The sequence below is a fragment of the Stenotrophomonas sp. PI_27 genome, from assembly GCF_027854495.1.
GTDB lineage: Bacteria > Pseudomonadota > Gammaproteobacteria > Xanthomonadales > Xanthomonadaceae > Stenotrophomonas > Stenotrophomonas pavanii.
In genome coordinates this window covers 229,629-242,937 of record NZ_JAJNOF010000001.1, presented here as the reverse complement: position 1 = coordinate 242,937, position 13,309 = coordinate 229,629, and the positions used below count along the sequence as shown (strand labels likewise).

General features: G+C 67.2%; 11 protein-coding genes and 3 tRNA genes. 10 read left to right on the top strand and 4 right to left on the bottom strand.

What is annotated here, in order from left to right:
* Window positions 1-9 precede the first annotated feature (9 nt).
* Window positions 10-2,340 carry a TonB-dependent receptor gene (locus tag LRM18_RS01140; RefSeq protein WP_270949580.1) on the bottom strand — a complete coding sequence of 777 codons (2,331 nt, stop codon included), beginning with the start codon at window positions 2,338-2,340 and terminating at the stop codon, window positions 10-12.
* 232 nt (window positions 2,341-2,572) lie between these two features.
* Here LRM18_RS01140 and LRM18_RS01135 point away from each other — a divergent pair.
* Window positions 2,573-2,648, top strand: a tRNA-Ala gene (locus LRM18_RS01135).
* Between the two features lie 61 nt (window positions 2,649-2,709).
* Here the strand turns inward: LRM18_RS01135 and LRM18_RS01130 are convergent.
* Window positions 2,710-2,880 (bottom strand): hypothetical protein, encoded by a 171-nt coding sequence (locus tag LRM18_RS01130; RefSeq protein ID WP_164687808.1) that lies wholly within the window; start codon window positions 2,878-2,880, stop codon window positions 2,710-2,712.
* Between the two features lie 158 nt (window positions 2,881-3,038).
* Here LRM18_RS01130 and LRM18_RS01125 point away from each other — a divergent pair, with 158 nt between their 5' ends.
* Window positions 3,039-3,524 (top strand): hypothetical protein, encoded by a 486-nt coding sequence (locus LRM18_RS01125; protein WP_053460930.1) that lies wholly within the window; start codon window positions 3,039-3,041, stop codon window positions 3,522-3,524.
* Window positions 3,525-3,530: 6 nt separating this feature from the next.
* Here the strand turns inward: LRM18_RS01125 and LRM18_RS01120 are convergent, their stop codons facing one another.
* Window positions 3,531-4,292 (bottom strand): SDR family oxidoreductase, encoded by a 762-nt coding sequence (locus LRM18_RS01120; RefSeq protein ID WP_197639020.1) that lies wholly within the window; start codon window positions 4,290-4,292, stop codon window positions 3,531-3,533.
* 132 nt (window positions 4,293-4,424) lie between these two features.
* Between LRM18_RS01120 and LRM18_RS01115 the strand changes: the two genes are divergently transcribed.
* Window positions 4,425-5,267: a methylated-DNA--[protein]-cysteine S-methyltransferase gene (locus tag LRM18_RS01115; RefSeq protein WP_182067560.1), complete on the top strand. Its 843-nt coding sequence runs from the start codon at window positions 4,425-4,427 to the stop codon at window positions 5,265-5,267.
* A 45-nt stretch (window positions 5,268-5,312) separates the two neighbouring features.
* Here the strand turns inward: LRM18_RS01115 and LRM18_RS01110 are convergent, their stop codons facing one another.
* Window positions 5,313-6,338, bottom strand: coding sequence for an NADP-dependent oxidoreductase (locus tag LRM18_RS01110; protein WP_206633156.1), 1,026 nt, complete (start codon window positions 6,336-6,338; stop codon window positions 5,313-5,315).
* A gap of 367 nt (window positions 6,339-6,705) precedes the next feature.
* On the opposite strand from LRM18_RS01110, the gene LRM18_RS01105 reads away from it, so the two are divergent.
* The 7 genes from LRM18_RS01105 (at window position 6,706) to dxs (ending at window position 13,186) form a co-directional block, all read left to right on the top strand.
* Window positions 6,706-6,781: transfer RNA gene (locus LRM18_RS01105), tRNA-Phe, on the top strand.
* A 68-nt stretch (window positions 6,782-6,849) separates the two neighbouring features.
* Window positions 6,850-6,925, top strand: a tRNA-Phe gene (locus LRM18_RS01100).
* A 123-nt stretch (window positions 6,926-7,048) separates the two neighbouring features.
* Window positions 7,049-7,600 (top strand): lipocalin family protein, encoded by a 552-nt coding sequence (locus LRM18_RS01095; protein WP_270949570.1) that lies wholly within the window; start codon window positions 7,049-7,051, stop codon window positions 7,598-7,600.
* A gap of 164 nt (window positions 7,601-7,764) precedes the next feature.
* A complete protein-coding gene (locus LRM18_RS01090; RefSeq protein WP_049466943.1) occupies window positions 7,765-8,241 on the top strand; it encodes an LEA type 2 family protein in 477 nt (158 codons plus the stop codon).
* Window positions 8,242-8,305: 64 nt separating this feature from the next.
* Window positions 8,306-10,096: an acyl-CoA dehydrogenase C-terminal domain-containing protein gene (locus LRM18_RS01085; RefSeq protein WP_270949567.1), complete on the top strand. Its 1,791-nt coding sequence runs from the start codon at window positions 8,306-8,308 to the stop codon at window positions 10,094-10,096.
* A gap of 411 nt (window positions 10,097-10,507) precedes the next feature.
* Window positions 10,508-11,173: an HNH endonuclease gene (locus tag LRM18_RS01080; RefSeq protein WP_032956174.1), complete on the top strand. Its 666-nt coding sequence runs from the start codon at window positions 10,508-10,510 to the stop codon at window positions 11,171-11,173.
* A 105-nt stretch (window positions 11,174-11,278) separates the two neighbouring features.
* Complete coding sequence (gene dxs / locus LRM18_RS01075) at window positions 11,279-13,186, top strand: 1-deoxy-D-xylulose-5-phosphate synthase (RefSeq protein WP_049466971.1); 1,908 nt, start codon at window positions 11,279-11,281, stop codon at window positions 13,184-13,186.
* Window positions 13,187-13,309 lie beyond the last annotated feature (123 nt).

Genomic DNA, 13,309 nt, shown 5'->3' with positions numbered 1-13,309 from the left:
GGCAACGCCTTACCAGTTCATGTTCAACGAGACACCGACGGTGCGCGGTTCGTTGTAGACCGCGGCCATGTAGTTCTCGATCACACCCTTGAGGTTCTTCTCATTGGTGATGTTGCGCGCGAACAGCGCCACTTCGTAGGCACCATAGTTGCCCGAATAGCCGATCTTCAGGCCACCCTCGAAGTCACCCTTGGAGTTGAACTCCTTGCTGTCGTACAGCACGAAGCTGGTGTAGCCCTGCTTGTTCCAGTCGGTGGACACGAACAGGGTGCCCGCGTCGCTGACCGGGACGTCATAGCGGGCGGCCAGGTTGACGTTGTACTTCGGCGCATTCGGCAGCGGGTTGCCGTCGATCTGCGCGAAGGTGTTGGCACCGACCTTGATGGTCGGGTCATTCACCGTGCACACCACCTGGCCGTTGAGGCCGCAGACCTGCGCGTAGACGCGCTTGTCCTTGATCTCGCTGTGCAGCAGGCTCAGGCCGGCGCTCAGGGTCAGGTTCGGGATCGGGCGCAGTTCCATGTCCGCTTCGAAGCCGTAGGCCTTGGCCTTGTCGGCGTTGAACAGCACGCCATTGCCGTCCGAATCGTTGCCGTTGAGCTGGATGTCATTGACGGTGTAGGTGAACGCGGTCGCGTTCAGGCGCAGGCGGTTGTCCCACAGGCTGCTCTTCACGCCCGCTTCCCAGGACAGGATGGTCTCGGAATCGGCGGTGGTGAAATCGGCATTGAACACCGCCGAACGGCCCTGGATGGTCGGGCCACGGAAGCCGCGCGCGACCTTCGCATAGACGCTCACATCCGGGGTGATCTGATACATCGCGCTCAGATCCCAGCTCGGGGTGGTGTCGGACATCCTGACGTCGGTGCGGCCCTTGTAGGTGACCACGCCGGCGGCAGTGTCAGCCGTCTTCAGCAGGCGGGTGTGCTTCTCGTCCCTGGTCTGGCGCAGGCCGGCGGTAACGGTGAACTTGTCGGTGAAGGCGTAACTCAGCTGGCCGAAACCGGCCCAGGAGGTGTTCTTGTTGCGCAGGCGCACCCAGTTGTTCGGATTGCGCGCGGCACCCTTCAGGAACCAGGCGCGCTGGTAGAAGTCGGTGGTGTCGCTGCCGTTGAAGTAGAACGCACCGGCCTGCCACTGCAGGGCGCTGTCGTCATGGCTGGCCAGGCGGAATTCCTGGGTCCACTGGTCCAGGTCGCGGATGCGGCCCATCGACTGGCCGTAGCCGTTCGGCACGCCGTTGACCGGGAAGTTCACCGCAGCGCCGCCGTCGGTGTCGCCACGGCTGTAGCCGGAGGTGGTCTCATAGGCGGTGATCGAGGTGAAGTCGATCGCACCGAAGTCGTAGCGTGCCTTCACCGAACCGCCGTAGGTCTTGTAGGCCTGCGGGTTGTTGTCGGCTTCGTCGTAGGCGACCTGGTCGCGCGGCACGTCGGTCTTGTTCGAGCCCTTGGTCAGCGCGCCGCGCAGGAACAGGGTCGAGGTGCCTTCGTAGTCACGGGCATGGGCCGAGGCCAGGATCGAGAACTGGTCGCTCGGGGTCAGCAGCAGCTGCGCACGCACGTTGCGGTCATCGAAGCCGCCCATGGCGTTCTTCTTCGGGCTGACCGTGCCGTCGGCGCTCGGGCCCTTGTAGGTGTTGTCGACGTAGTCGTCGCGGTGCTGGTACAGCGCCGACACGCGGAACGAGGCGATGTCGTTGACCGGGCCGCCGAAGCCGCCGTCGATCGACACGCTGTTGTAGGTCGCGTAGCTGGCGCTGACGCGGCCGGTGTAGTCCTGGGTCGGCTTCAGCGTGTCGAACTTGACGATGCCGGCGGTGGTGTTGCGGCCGAACAGCGAGCCCTGCGGGCCGCGCAGCACTTCCACCTGGTCCACGTCATAGACCGGGTTGGACTTCAGCACCACGTGTTCCAGCACCACGTCGTCCTGGATGATCGACACCGGCTGCGAGGCACCCAGGTAGAAGTCGATGTTGCCCAGGCCACGGATGTAGAAGCGCGGGAAGATGCGGCCGGTGGTGGTTTCCGCATACAGGCTCGGCACGCGGCCGGACAGCGCCAGCAGGGTGTCGTCGCCGCCGGCGGTGAAGTCGCGCATGCGCTCGCCCTGCACCACGCCGACCGAAACCGGCACTTCCTGCAGGTTCTGCTCGCGGTGTTCGGCGGTCACGGTGATCGTGTCCAGGCCGGTCGGGGTCGGTGCACTGTCCTGCGCGGCGGCACCGAAGCTGCCAACCAGGGCCAGGCCGGCACAGGCCAGGGCCAGCGGATGGCGGCGGAAGGAAACGAAGGAAGACGACAGACCCGACGGGCGGCGGGAATCGGAATGGGAGGGCATGGAATGCTCTGAGGAGGCGTCCGTGCGGCCTGCGCGAGCCGGGCGGCAAAGAGGAGGAAAACTGCGCAAGCGGCCATTATCCCCCAAATTGTTACGATTTCGTTGCGCGGCATCCGGGCCCGGCAAACCGGACGGTTTCGGCACAGTTGCGCGTGCTCACGCCACGTCGCCCGGCACATCCCGGGTCGGCTTGGCAAGGCGCAGCCAGTTGGCTACACTGAAGCCCTGCCGTGGGGCCATAGCTCAGCTGGGAGAGCGCGTCGTTCGCAATGACGAGGTCAGGAGTTCGATCCTCCTTGGCTCCACCACTCATAAGAAGACCCGCAGATCGTCGCGATCTGCGGGTTTTTTCTTTTCAGCGCCTCCGGCTCAGGCCGGCTCCTGGTCTCCATCCTTGCGTTGCGGGCCGCGCGAGTGCGCGTCGCGCACCTGTTGATCGCGCTGCCCCGGCCGCTGCTTGGCCACATCGTCCTGCTTCCTGTCCTGGCGGCTTTCCTGGATGCCCTGCTTCGGGTCCTGATCCTTGCGTTGCTCGTTCACCGAAAACTCCCTCGCCGGCAGCAGGCCAACGTTGCCACCACGCTAGAGGTTGCCGGGTGAGCCGCAGGTCAGCCCCGTGCCAACATCGTGTGGAGGAGCGGCTTGCCGCCACTGCCCCGCGCAGCCAGAATCCGGGGCACCACGCTCACCGGTACGCCATGCCCTCCCCCGCCCAGCACGCAGCCCACGCGTTGCCGATGCGCCTTGATGCAACCGACGGCAGCATCCAGCTCGGCAATCTGCCGACGCTGATCGGCCCCACCCTGTCCCGGGATGAAGCGAGCGTCGCCTTCGCCGCGCTGGTGCGAGGGGAGCGCGATGTCGGCACCGGTTATCACTGGCTCAGCCTGCATCGGCTCAGCCTGGGCGGTGCACCCGCTGGCATCAGCCTGTGCTTCCACGGGCAACAGCTCGACATGGTGGCGATCGGTGTCGATCTGCCGGGTGCGACACGGGAAGACGGCTGGCCGACCCAGGCCGCGATCGATGCCGAAGTCGCTTTCATGCGCCGCACCTTGGCCACGGCGCTGGGGCGCAAACTGGCAGGTGGCCGCGCCCGGTTCGACTGGGGCGAAGCCTGGGCCCGTTTCGATCCGAAGGGCTTCATGGCCAGCAGCGGAATCCGCTACGCGCCACGCTCGTGACGCCGCTCAGGTACGGGTGATCGACACCCCGCCCTCCACGCGCATCGCGGTACCGGTAACGAAACTGCTTTCATCACTGGCCAGGAACAGCGCCGCGTTGGCGATCTCCTCGGGCTCGGCCATGCGCTTCAGTGCGTGCAGCGAGCGCACGAAGTCGCGGGCATCGCCGGTCGGTGCGGCCTGCCGGCCCATTTCGGTATCGGTACCGCCGGGCAGCAGCACGTTGCTGCGCACGCCCCGCGCCCCGTATTCGGCGGCGATCACCTGGCTCAGGCCGATCAGCCCGGCCTTGCTCGACGCATAGGCCGCCATGCCCGGGAAGCCCACGGTATGGCCAACAAAGGTGCCGACAAACACCAGCGAGCCGCCGCCACGTGCCAGCAATGCCGGCAACTGCGCGCGTGCCGCGTGGAAAGCGGCATCGAGATTGGTCGCCATCACGTCGCGCCAGGCCTCTACCGGGAACTCCGCCGCCGGTGCGCCGGGACCGAGCATGCCGGCATTGTTGAGCGCGATGTCCAGGCCTCCGAATGACTGCCGGGCCAGATCGACCAGCGCCTGCGCCGTGCCCGGCTCGGCCACGTCGGCGGCATGCACCACGACCTCGCCGCCGGCGGCACGGATCTGCTCGGCCAGTTCCTGCAGCGGTTGCAGCCGCCGCGCGTTGAGCACCAGTTTCGCGCCTTCGGCAGCGAAGCGCAGCGCACTGGCGCGGCCAATGCCGGCGCTGGCACCGGTGATGAGGGCGATCTTGTTGTTCAGGCGCATGGTCGTGGTACCGGGTGTGAAGTGGCCACCACGATGCCGCGCCTGTGGCCGGCCAACACTCCGTTTCAGGGCCAGGCAGAGGGGTGCAGGAAACGGAGTTTCCGCAGAAGCGGCACGTGCCAGAATCCGCCCATGGACAGCACCACCGCCACCGCCCTCGATGCCCGTGTCGAACGGGTCTGCCGCCACCTGCAGGCCAGCCTCGATGAGCCCTCGCTGCAGGAACTGGCCGGCATCGCCGGCTGCAGCCCGACCCGGCTGCACCGCCTGTTCAAGCAGGCCACCGGGCTGACCCCGAAGCAGTACGCCGCCGCGCTGCGCGCCGATCGCCTGCGCAGCGGGCTTGAGCAGCATGAACGCATCACCGATGCCTTCCACGATGCCGGCTTCGGTTCCAGCGGGCGCTTCTACGAAAACGCGCCGCGGCTGCTGGGCATGACACCGAAGCAATGGCGTGCCGGTGGTCGCGGCGAAGTCATCCACTTCGCGCTTGCCGAGAGTTCGCTGGGCAGCGTGCTGGTGGCCAGCAGTGCCACCGGCGTGGTCGCGATCCTGCTCGGCGACGATCCGGAGACGCTGCTGCAGTCGCTGCAGCAACGCTTCCGCCAGGCCGAACTGGTCGGCGCCGACCGGGGCTATGAGCAGCTGGTGGCACAGGTGGTAGGCCTGGTCGAGGATCCCTCGCGAGGCGCGACACTGCCGCTGGATATCCGCGGCACCGCCTTCCAGCAGCGGGTATGGCAGGCACTGCAGCAGATTCCGCGAGGACAGACCGCCTCGTATGCCGATATCGCAGCGCGCATCGGCGCGCCCCGCTCGAGCCGCGCCGTGGCCCGCGCATGCGCGAGCAATCCATTGGCGGTGGCGGTGCCCTGCCACCGCGTGGTCCGGCGCGACGGCGACCTGTCCGGCTACGCCTGGGGTGTGGCACGCAAGCGCGAACTGCTGCGCCGGGAAAACGCGGCACACGGCTGACACGACCCGGCCGCCCTCCCCTTGCTCGGCACAGCCGCAAGGCCCTCAGTCCAGCTTCACCACCAGCTTCCCGAAGTTGCGCCCCTGCAGCAGCCCGAAGAACGCCTCCGGCGCATTCTCCAGTCCGTCCACCACGTCCTCGCGGTACTGGATGCGGCCTTCGCGCAGCCACTGCAGCATCTCGCGTTCGAACTCCGGCCACAGATGGTTGAAGTCGTGCACGATGAAGCCGCGCACGGTCAGGCGCTGGCGCAGGATCTGGCTGAACAGCGCCGGCAGGCGGTCGGGGCCGGGCTGCGCGACGCCGCGCTCGTTGTAGGTGGCGATGGTGCCGCACACGGGAATGCGGGCGAAGTTGTTGAGCAGCGGCAGCACCGCATCCAGCACATGGCCGCCGACATTCTCGAAGTACACATCGATGCCCGCTGGCACCGCGTCACGCAGCTGCTGGGCGAAATCAGCGGCGCGATGATCCAGCGCTGCATCCACGCCCAGCGTCTGCAGGTAGCTGCGCTTGGCCTCGCCACCCGCGATCGCCACCACCCGCGCGCCCTGCAGCTTGGCCAGCTGGGCCACGGTGGCGCCCACCGGCCCGGTCGCGGCGGCCACCACCAGCGTCTCGCCCGGCTGCAGGCGGGCGATTTCATGCAGGCTGGAATACGCGGTGAAGCCCGGCATACCGTACACGCCCAGCGCGGTACTCAGCGGCAGGCCGGCCGGATCCAGCCGGCGCCCCAGTGCCGTGGCCGGCAACACTGCATGGGTCTGCCAGCCACCGGGCGCAAGCACCCGCTCGCCCACTGCCACGCCCTCGGCACGGGACTGCAGCACCTCGGACACCGTCTGCCCCTCCATCACCGCGCCCACCGCCACCGGCGCGGCATACGAGGGGCCCTCGTCCATGCGTCCGCGCATGTACGGGTCGAGCGACAGGTAGCGGTTGCGCAGCAGCACTTCACCCTCGGCCAGTGGCGGCAACGCGGCCTGCTCCAGGCGGAAGTTGGCCGCACGCGGTGCGCCCTGCGGACGCGAGGCCAGCACGATACGGGAGGTGGTCGATGAGTCGGACATGGCGAACGTCTCTGCTGTGGGCAGCATCGGGAAAGGAAAGCCGACACTACGCCGCAGCGTCGCCCCATGGCGGCCACGAAAACAGCGTTCCATCGACCGGCGTGGCCATCGCCGCGTGCAGGCCTTGCCCGTGCAGCTTTGCCGATCAGCATGGCCCGCTGATTTCTGCCGCAGGTGACGATCACCACGCCCCTGCGCCGGGTGAATCGGCCTGCAGGGCCCTGCCCTCCGTGCCGCGACGGAGGATCAAGCACTTGCACCTGCGCAGACGGCAATGTGAAGGTTTTTTGCCAAAATGCTTGCCGTAGGCGGCCGACCTCCGTAATATGCGCGTCCTTGGCAGCGACCTCGCTGCAACGAAACACGTGGCCGAGTAGCTCAGTTGGTAGAGCAGGGGATTGAAAATCCCCGTGTCGGCGGTTCGATTCCGTCCTCGGCCACCATGTTTGAGGACCTGCAGAAATGCAGGTCTTTTTTTCCGGAAATCGCAATGGCGGTTGCCGCACAATTTGGCCGAGTAGCTCAGTTGGTAGAGCAGGGGATTGAAAATCCCCGTGTCGGCGGTTCGATTCCGTCTTCGGCCACCATCTTTCGAGACCTGCAGAAATGCGGGTCTTTTTTTTGCCCGTGGCGTGCGCCCGGTTGACGGAACATTTACACCGGCCTACGCCGCGACACCTACGCTCAGGGCTCCTGCCTGGAGTCCATCGATGCTGACGCGCCCTGCCCTGCTCGCATTCCTGCTGCTGGCCGCCTGCCCGGCCCTCGCCGCCGAACCGGTGCGCGCGGTCGACCATCTGGACATCGATCGCTATGCCGGCCAGTGGCACGAGATTGCCCACCTGCCGGTCTCGTTCCAGAAGCAGTGCGTCGGTGACATCACCGCCAATTACGGGCTGCGCGGCGACGGCCGCATCAGCGTCACCAATGCGTGCCGCAAGGGCGACGGCGAACGGGTGGTCGCCGAAGGGGTGGCTCGGCCGGTGGCCGGTCATCCCGGGCAACTGCAGGTCCGCTTCGTCCCGGACTGGCTGAGCTGGGTGCCGCTGGTCTGGGCGGACTACTGGGTGCTCGCGCTGGACCCGGACTATCAGTGGGCACTGGTCGGCGAACCCGGCCGCAAGTACCTGTGGATCCTCTCGCGCCTGCCGGAAATGGAGCGCGGCCGGTTTGAACAGCTCAAAGCCACGGCCGAATCGATGGGGTACGACCTCGCGCCGCTGCGCCTGATGGCCCCGCTGCGCGATTCCGCGGCTGACTGAACCGCCCTGCATCGGGCGCATCGCACGCGGCCGATCCGGCATTTCGCACGCCCGGCCGCCATCTTCACGCGCTACCCTCTGCGACGGGTCGCCTTGGGCGATCCACAAAACCATACGCCGTAGTATGCTTACCCCAACGCACCCCCTGCAGAGGACTTGCGCCCATGCTCCACCGTGTCCGTACCGTCTTGATCGTCCTGTTCACCCTCGCCCTTGCTGCCTGCAGCAACGGCATCGTCAAGCGTGTCTCGGAACCGGCGGCCAGCCTGCAGCAGTTGACCGTGCGCGCCGACGGCAGCTGGACCGTGGCCCTGCGCCTGCAGAACTACAGTTCGATGCCGATGACCTTCGATGACGTCGCACTGGCACTGACCGTGGGCGACAGCGCAGCTGGCACCCTGCAGGTCAAGCCCGGCATTTCCATCGGCGGCACCTCCGCCGACGTCATCAATGTCGACCTCGTGCCCAGTTCGGCCGCGCGCCTGGTGGTGGCCGACGCGCTGGCCGGCAACCGCACCCTGGCCTATGGCCTGAAGGGAACGGTGGCAGCCACCCCGCAGGAAAAGAAGCAGCGCAGCTTCGACATCAGCAGCCGCAGCACCCTCAACCAGGCCCCGGGCCTGCCGGGCGTGCTGCGCTGACGTTCGCCTTCCGTTGCGGCGCCCCCGCGCCGCGCCCCCGCCCTGATCCAATCGAGACGTACCGATGAGCAGCTACACCGCCCCGCTTTCCGACCTTCGTTTCGCCCTGCACGGCGTGCTCAAGGTCGAACCCCTGTTCGCCCGGCTGGGCTTCACCGACGCCACCGCCGACGTGGTCGACGCCGTGCTGGAAGAAGCCGGCCGCTTCAGCGCCAGCGTGCTGGCCCCGCTCAACAGCGTGGGCGACGAGATCGGCTGCTTGCTCGACCAGGCCACCGGTGAAGTGACCACCCCGCCCGGCTTCAAGCAGGCCTACGACCAGTTCGTCGATGGCGGCTGGACCGGCCTGACTGCTTCGCAGGAGCTGGGTGGCCAGGGCCTGCCGCACACCCTGGGCGTGCCGCTGAACGAAATGATCAATGCTGCCAATCTGGCGTGGGGCAACTTCCCGCTGCTGTCGCACGGCGCCATCGAAGCGCTCAAGCAGCACGGCGAAGCCTGGCAGCACGACGCGTTCCTCAAGCCGCTGATCGAGGGCCGCTGGACCGGCACCATGTGCCTGACCGAGCCGCATTGCGGCACCGACCTGGGCCTGCTCAAGACCAAGGCCGAGCCGAACGCCGATGGCAGCTATGCGATCACCGGCACCAAGATCTTCATCACCGCCGGCGAGCACGATCTGACCGACAACATCGTGCACCTGGTGCTGGCCAAGCTGCCTGACGCCCCTGCGGGCGCCAAGGGCATCTCGCTGTTCGTCACCCCCAAGTTCAAGGTCGACCGCGAAGGCAACGTCGGCGAGCGCAACGCACTGCGCTGCGGTTCGATCGAACACAAGATGGGCATCAAGGGGTCGGTCACCTGCGTAATGAACTTCGATGGGGCACAGGGCTACCTGGTCGGCCAGCCGCACAAGGGCCTGCAGGCAATGTTCACCATGATGAACACCGCGCGCCTGGGCGTCGGCCTGCAGGGCATCGGCCTGTCCGAGCGCGCCTACCAGAACGCGCTGAAGTACAGCCGTGAGCGCCTGCAGTCGCGCGCCCTGAGCGGGGCGAAGTTCCCGGACAAGGCAGCCGACCCGATCCTGGTCCACCCGGACGTGCGCCGCATGCTGCTGACCGTGAAGTCGCTGGTCGAAGGCAGCCGCCTGCTGGCCCTGCACGCGGCCACCCTGATCGACGTCGCCCACCACGCCGAGGATGCCGCCGAGCGCGAGCGCGCCGACACCCTGGTGAGCTTCCTGACCCCGATCTCCAAGGCCTGCCAGACCGAATGGGGCATCGAGAACACCTACAACGCCCTGCAGTGCTTCGGTGGCCATGGCTACATCCGCGAACACGGCATGGAACAGCTGGCCCGCGATGCCCGCATCACCACGCTGTATGAAGGCACCACCGGCATCCAGGCGCTGGACCTGATCGGCCGCAAGACCGCGTCCAGCCAGGGCGCCGGCCTGAAGCTGATGCTGGCCGAGATCGAAGCGTTCGCCAAGGAACACGAGGGCAACGAAGCGCTGGCCGAGTTCATCGGCCCGCTGCGCGCCAAGGCCGCCGAATGGGGCACGCTGACCCGCGACGTGCTGCAGCGCGCGGCCGCCAACCCGGACGAACTGGGCGCCGCCAGCTACGACTACCTGTTCTATTCGGGCTACGTGGTGCTGGCCTACTGGTGGGCCCGCAGCGTGGCCGCCGCCGATGCCAGCGCACACGGCGCCGCGTTCGCCCAGGGCAAGCGCGAAACCGCCCGCTTCTACTTCGCCCGCGTGCTGCCGCGCACGCTCAGCCACGCCGCAGCGATCCAGGCTGGCGCCGCCCCGCTGATGGCGATGGACGACGAGCGCTTCGGCGCCTGAGCCGGGCTTCGCCCGGCACCTGTGGTGCCGGCCGCTGGCCGGCAACCGCAACAGCCGGCTTCCTGCGGGATGGCGAGGTGGGTCCAATTGCGGGGGACGGCGCACGCCACCGGACCCACCCCGCCTTCGACAGATTTCCGCTGCTGTAGATCCACGCCACGCGTGGATGAGAACCCCTGAAACCCTTCTGGAGAAGAGCCCCCTTTTGTTAAAGGGGGCGCGCCGACAGGCGCGGGGATTAGGAAGAATGCGCGGGCAACCCAGCGCGCCGACGGCGGGCTGGGTTGCTAAAGGGGGCGCGCCGAAGGCGCGGGGAATAGGAGGAATGCGTGGACCTGAATGTTGACGATTTGCGTATCGCCGACAGGCGATACACAAATCGTCAACATTCAGGTATAAGCTGTTCTCCCGATGGAGACAGACACTACACGCTTGGGTCTGATCGAAGCCGGAGCTCCGTTTTCTGCTCCGGGCGCCGAAGCATCGCCCAACGCCACGACGCTGCATCGCCCCGGCTCGGTCCGGCTGCTCTCGCTGGATGCCCACGGACGCGTACTGGACTGGATCACCTGGCAGGATGCGGCCTGCCTCTACGCCCGCGAAGCGGTGGCCTGGACGCTCGGCGATCCCTGCCTGCACATCCACGGCGGCACCAACCGCTTCAGCGGCCTGCAGAGCGGCATGGACCTGCACCCGATCATCGCCGCCCGCGGCCACGCCCGCTCGCGCGCGATCGACCCGACGCCGAACCTGACCAACCAGGCCCTGTTCGCCCGCGACGCCCATCTGTGCATGTACTGCGGCCAGCAGTTCAGCCGCCCCACGCTCACCCGCGACCATGTCATGCCGCTGTCCAAGGGCGGCCTGGACTGCTGGGAAAACGTGGTCACCGCCTGCTTCCACTGCAACTCGCGCAAGAGCGACCGCACCCCGCAGCAGGCCGGCATGCCCCTGCTGGCGGTGCCCTACCGGCCCAGCTGGATCGAGCACCTGATCCTGTCCAACCGCAACATCCTGGCCGACCAGATGGCCTTCCTGAAGGCACAATTGCCCAAGCGGTCGAAACTGAGCACCTGAACGCCTGAAAATGCAACCCTCACCGTCCTGTCACGGGCGGCGGCGTTTGCTTGCCCCACCCCCGTTTGAGGGCGAAAATGGGCATTCAGAAAAAGTGCGAACATGATGATCGACTCTGCCCGCTATCCCCGCCTCGCGCGCATCCAGACACCGGATGACCTGCGCACGTTCGACGAATCCGAATTGAGGGCGGTCGCCGACGAACTGCGCGCCTACCTCATCGAATCGGTGGGCAAGAGCGGCGGCCACTTCGCCGCCGGCCTGGGCGTGATCGAACTGACCGTGGCCCTGCACTACCTGTACCAGACCCCGGTCGATCAACTGGTCTGGGACGTCGGTCACCAGACGTACCCGCACAAGATCCTGACCGGTCGTCGCGACGAGATCCACACCGTCAAGCAGAAGGACGGCATCGCGCCGTTCCCGAAGCGCGAGGAAAGCGAGTACGACACGTTCGGTGTCGGCCACTCCTCGACCTCGATCTCGGCTGCACTGGGCATGGCCATCGCACGCCAGTCCGAAGGCGACGACCGCAAGATCGTGGCGGTGATCGGTGACGGTGCGATGACCGCGGGCATGGCGTTCGAAGCACTGATGCATGCCGGCGGCATGGAGCCGGAACCGAACCTGTTGGTGATCCTCAACGACAACAACATGTCGATCTCCGAGGCGGTCGGTGGCCTGACCAAGATGCTGGGCCGCGCCACCGGCAGCCGCACCCTCAACGCACTGCGCGAAGGCGGCAAGAAGATCCTCGGTGACAAGAAGAACAACCCGGCGCGCTTCGTGAAGCGCTGGGAAGAACACTGGAAGGGCATGTTCGTCCCCTCCACGATGTTCGAGGAAATGGGCTTCCACTACACCGGCCCGATCGACGGCCATGACATGCCGGCCCTGCTGTCCACGCTGAAAACGCTGCGTGCCTCCAAGGGCCCGAAGCTGCTACATGTGATGACCACCAAGGGCAAGGGCTACGAGCCGGCCGAAGGCGATCAGATCGGTTACCACGCCGTCGGCCCGTTCGACCCGGACAAGGGCCTGGTGGCCAAGGCCGGTGCCAAGAAGCCGACCTACACCGATGTATTCAGCGACTGGCTGTGCGATGCCGCCGCCGCCGAGCCGCGCCTGTACGGCATCACCCCGGCGATGCGCGAGGGCTCCGGCCTGGTGCGTTTCAGCAAGGAGTACCCGCAGCGCTATTTCGACGTGGCGATCGCCGAGCAGCATGCGGTCACCCTGGCCGCCGGCATGGCCACCCAGGGGGGCAAGCCGGTGGTGGCGATCTACTCGACGTTCCTGCAGCGCGCGTACGACCAGCTGGTGCACGACGTGGCGATCCAGGACCTGGACGTACTGTTCGCGATCGACCGCGCCGGCGTGGTCGGCCCGGACGGTGCAACCCATGCCGGCAACCTCGACCTGAGCTTCCTGCGCTGCGTGCCGAACCTGGTGGTGATGGCACCGTCCAACGAAGCCGAGTGCCGGCAGATGCTCAGTACCGGCCTGCAGCATCCCGGCCCGGCCGCCGTGCGCTATCCGCGTGGCACCGGCACCGGCGTCGCCGCTGGCAACGACCTGTCCACCCTGCCGATCGGCAAGGGTGAGCTGCGCCTACAGGGCAGCCGCATCGCCCTGCTCGCCTTCGGCAGCACCGTGGCCGCCGCTGAGCAGGTCGGCCGCGAACTGGGCCTGAGCGTGGTCAACATGCGCTTCATCAAGCCATTGGATCGGGAACTGGTGCTGTCCATCGCTGCCCAGCACGAGGGCCTGGTCACGATCGAGGACAACGTGGTGGCCGGCGGCGCCGGCTCCGGCGTAGGCGAACTGCTGAATGCCGAAGGCGTGCTGCGCCCGATCCTGCACCTGGGCCTGCCCGACAGTTACCAGCACCACGCCAGTCGCGAAGACCTGCTGGCCGAGGCCGGCATCGACGCGGCAGGCATTCGCGCCGCCGTGCTCAAGCGTTGGCCGCAGCTGGCCGTTGGCACGCCGCCACTCAGCGCGGCAGGCTGAGGCCGATCAGGAACCCACGCATGACGGTGAAGGTGCGGCCGAGGGCCTGCACCTTCTACGGTGGAAGCAGGTAGTTCCACGCCACGCGGGAGGGCGGCACTCCCCAGGCCTGCCTCGGCAGGC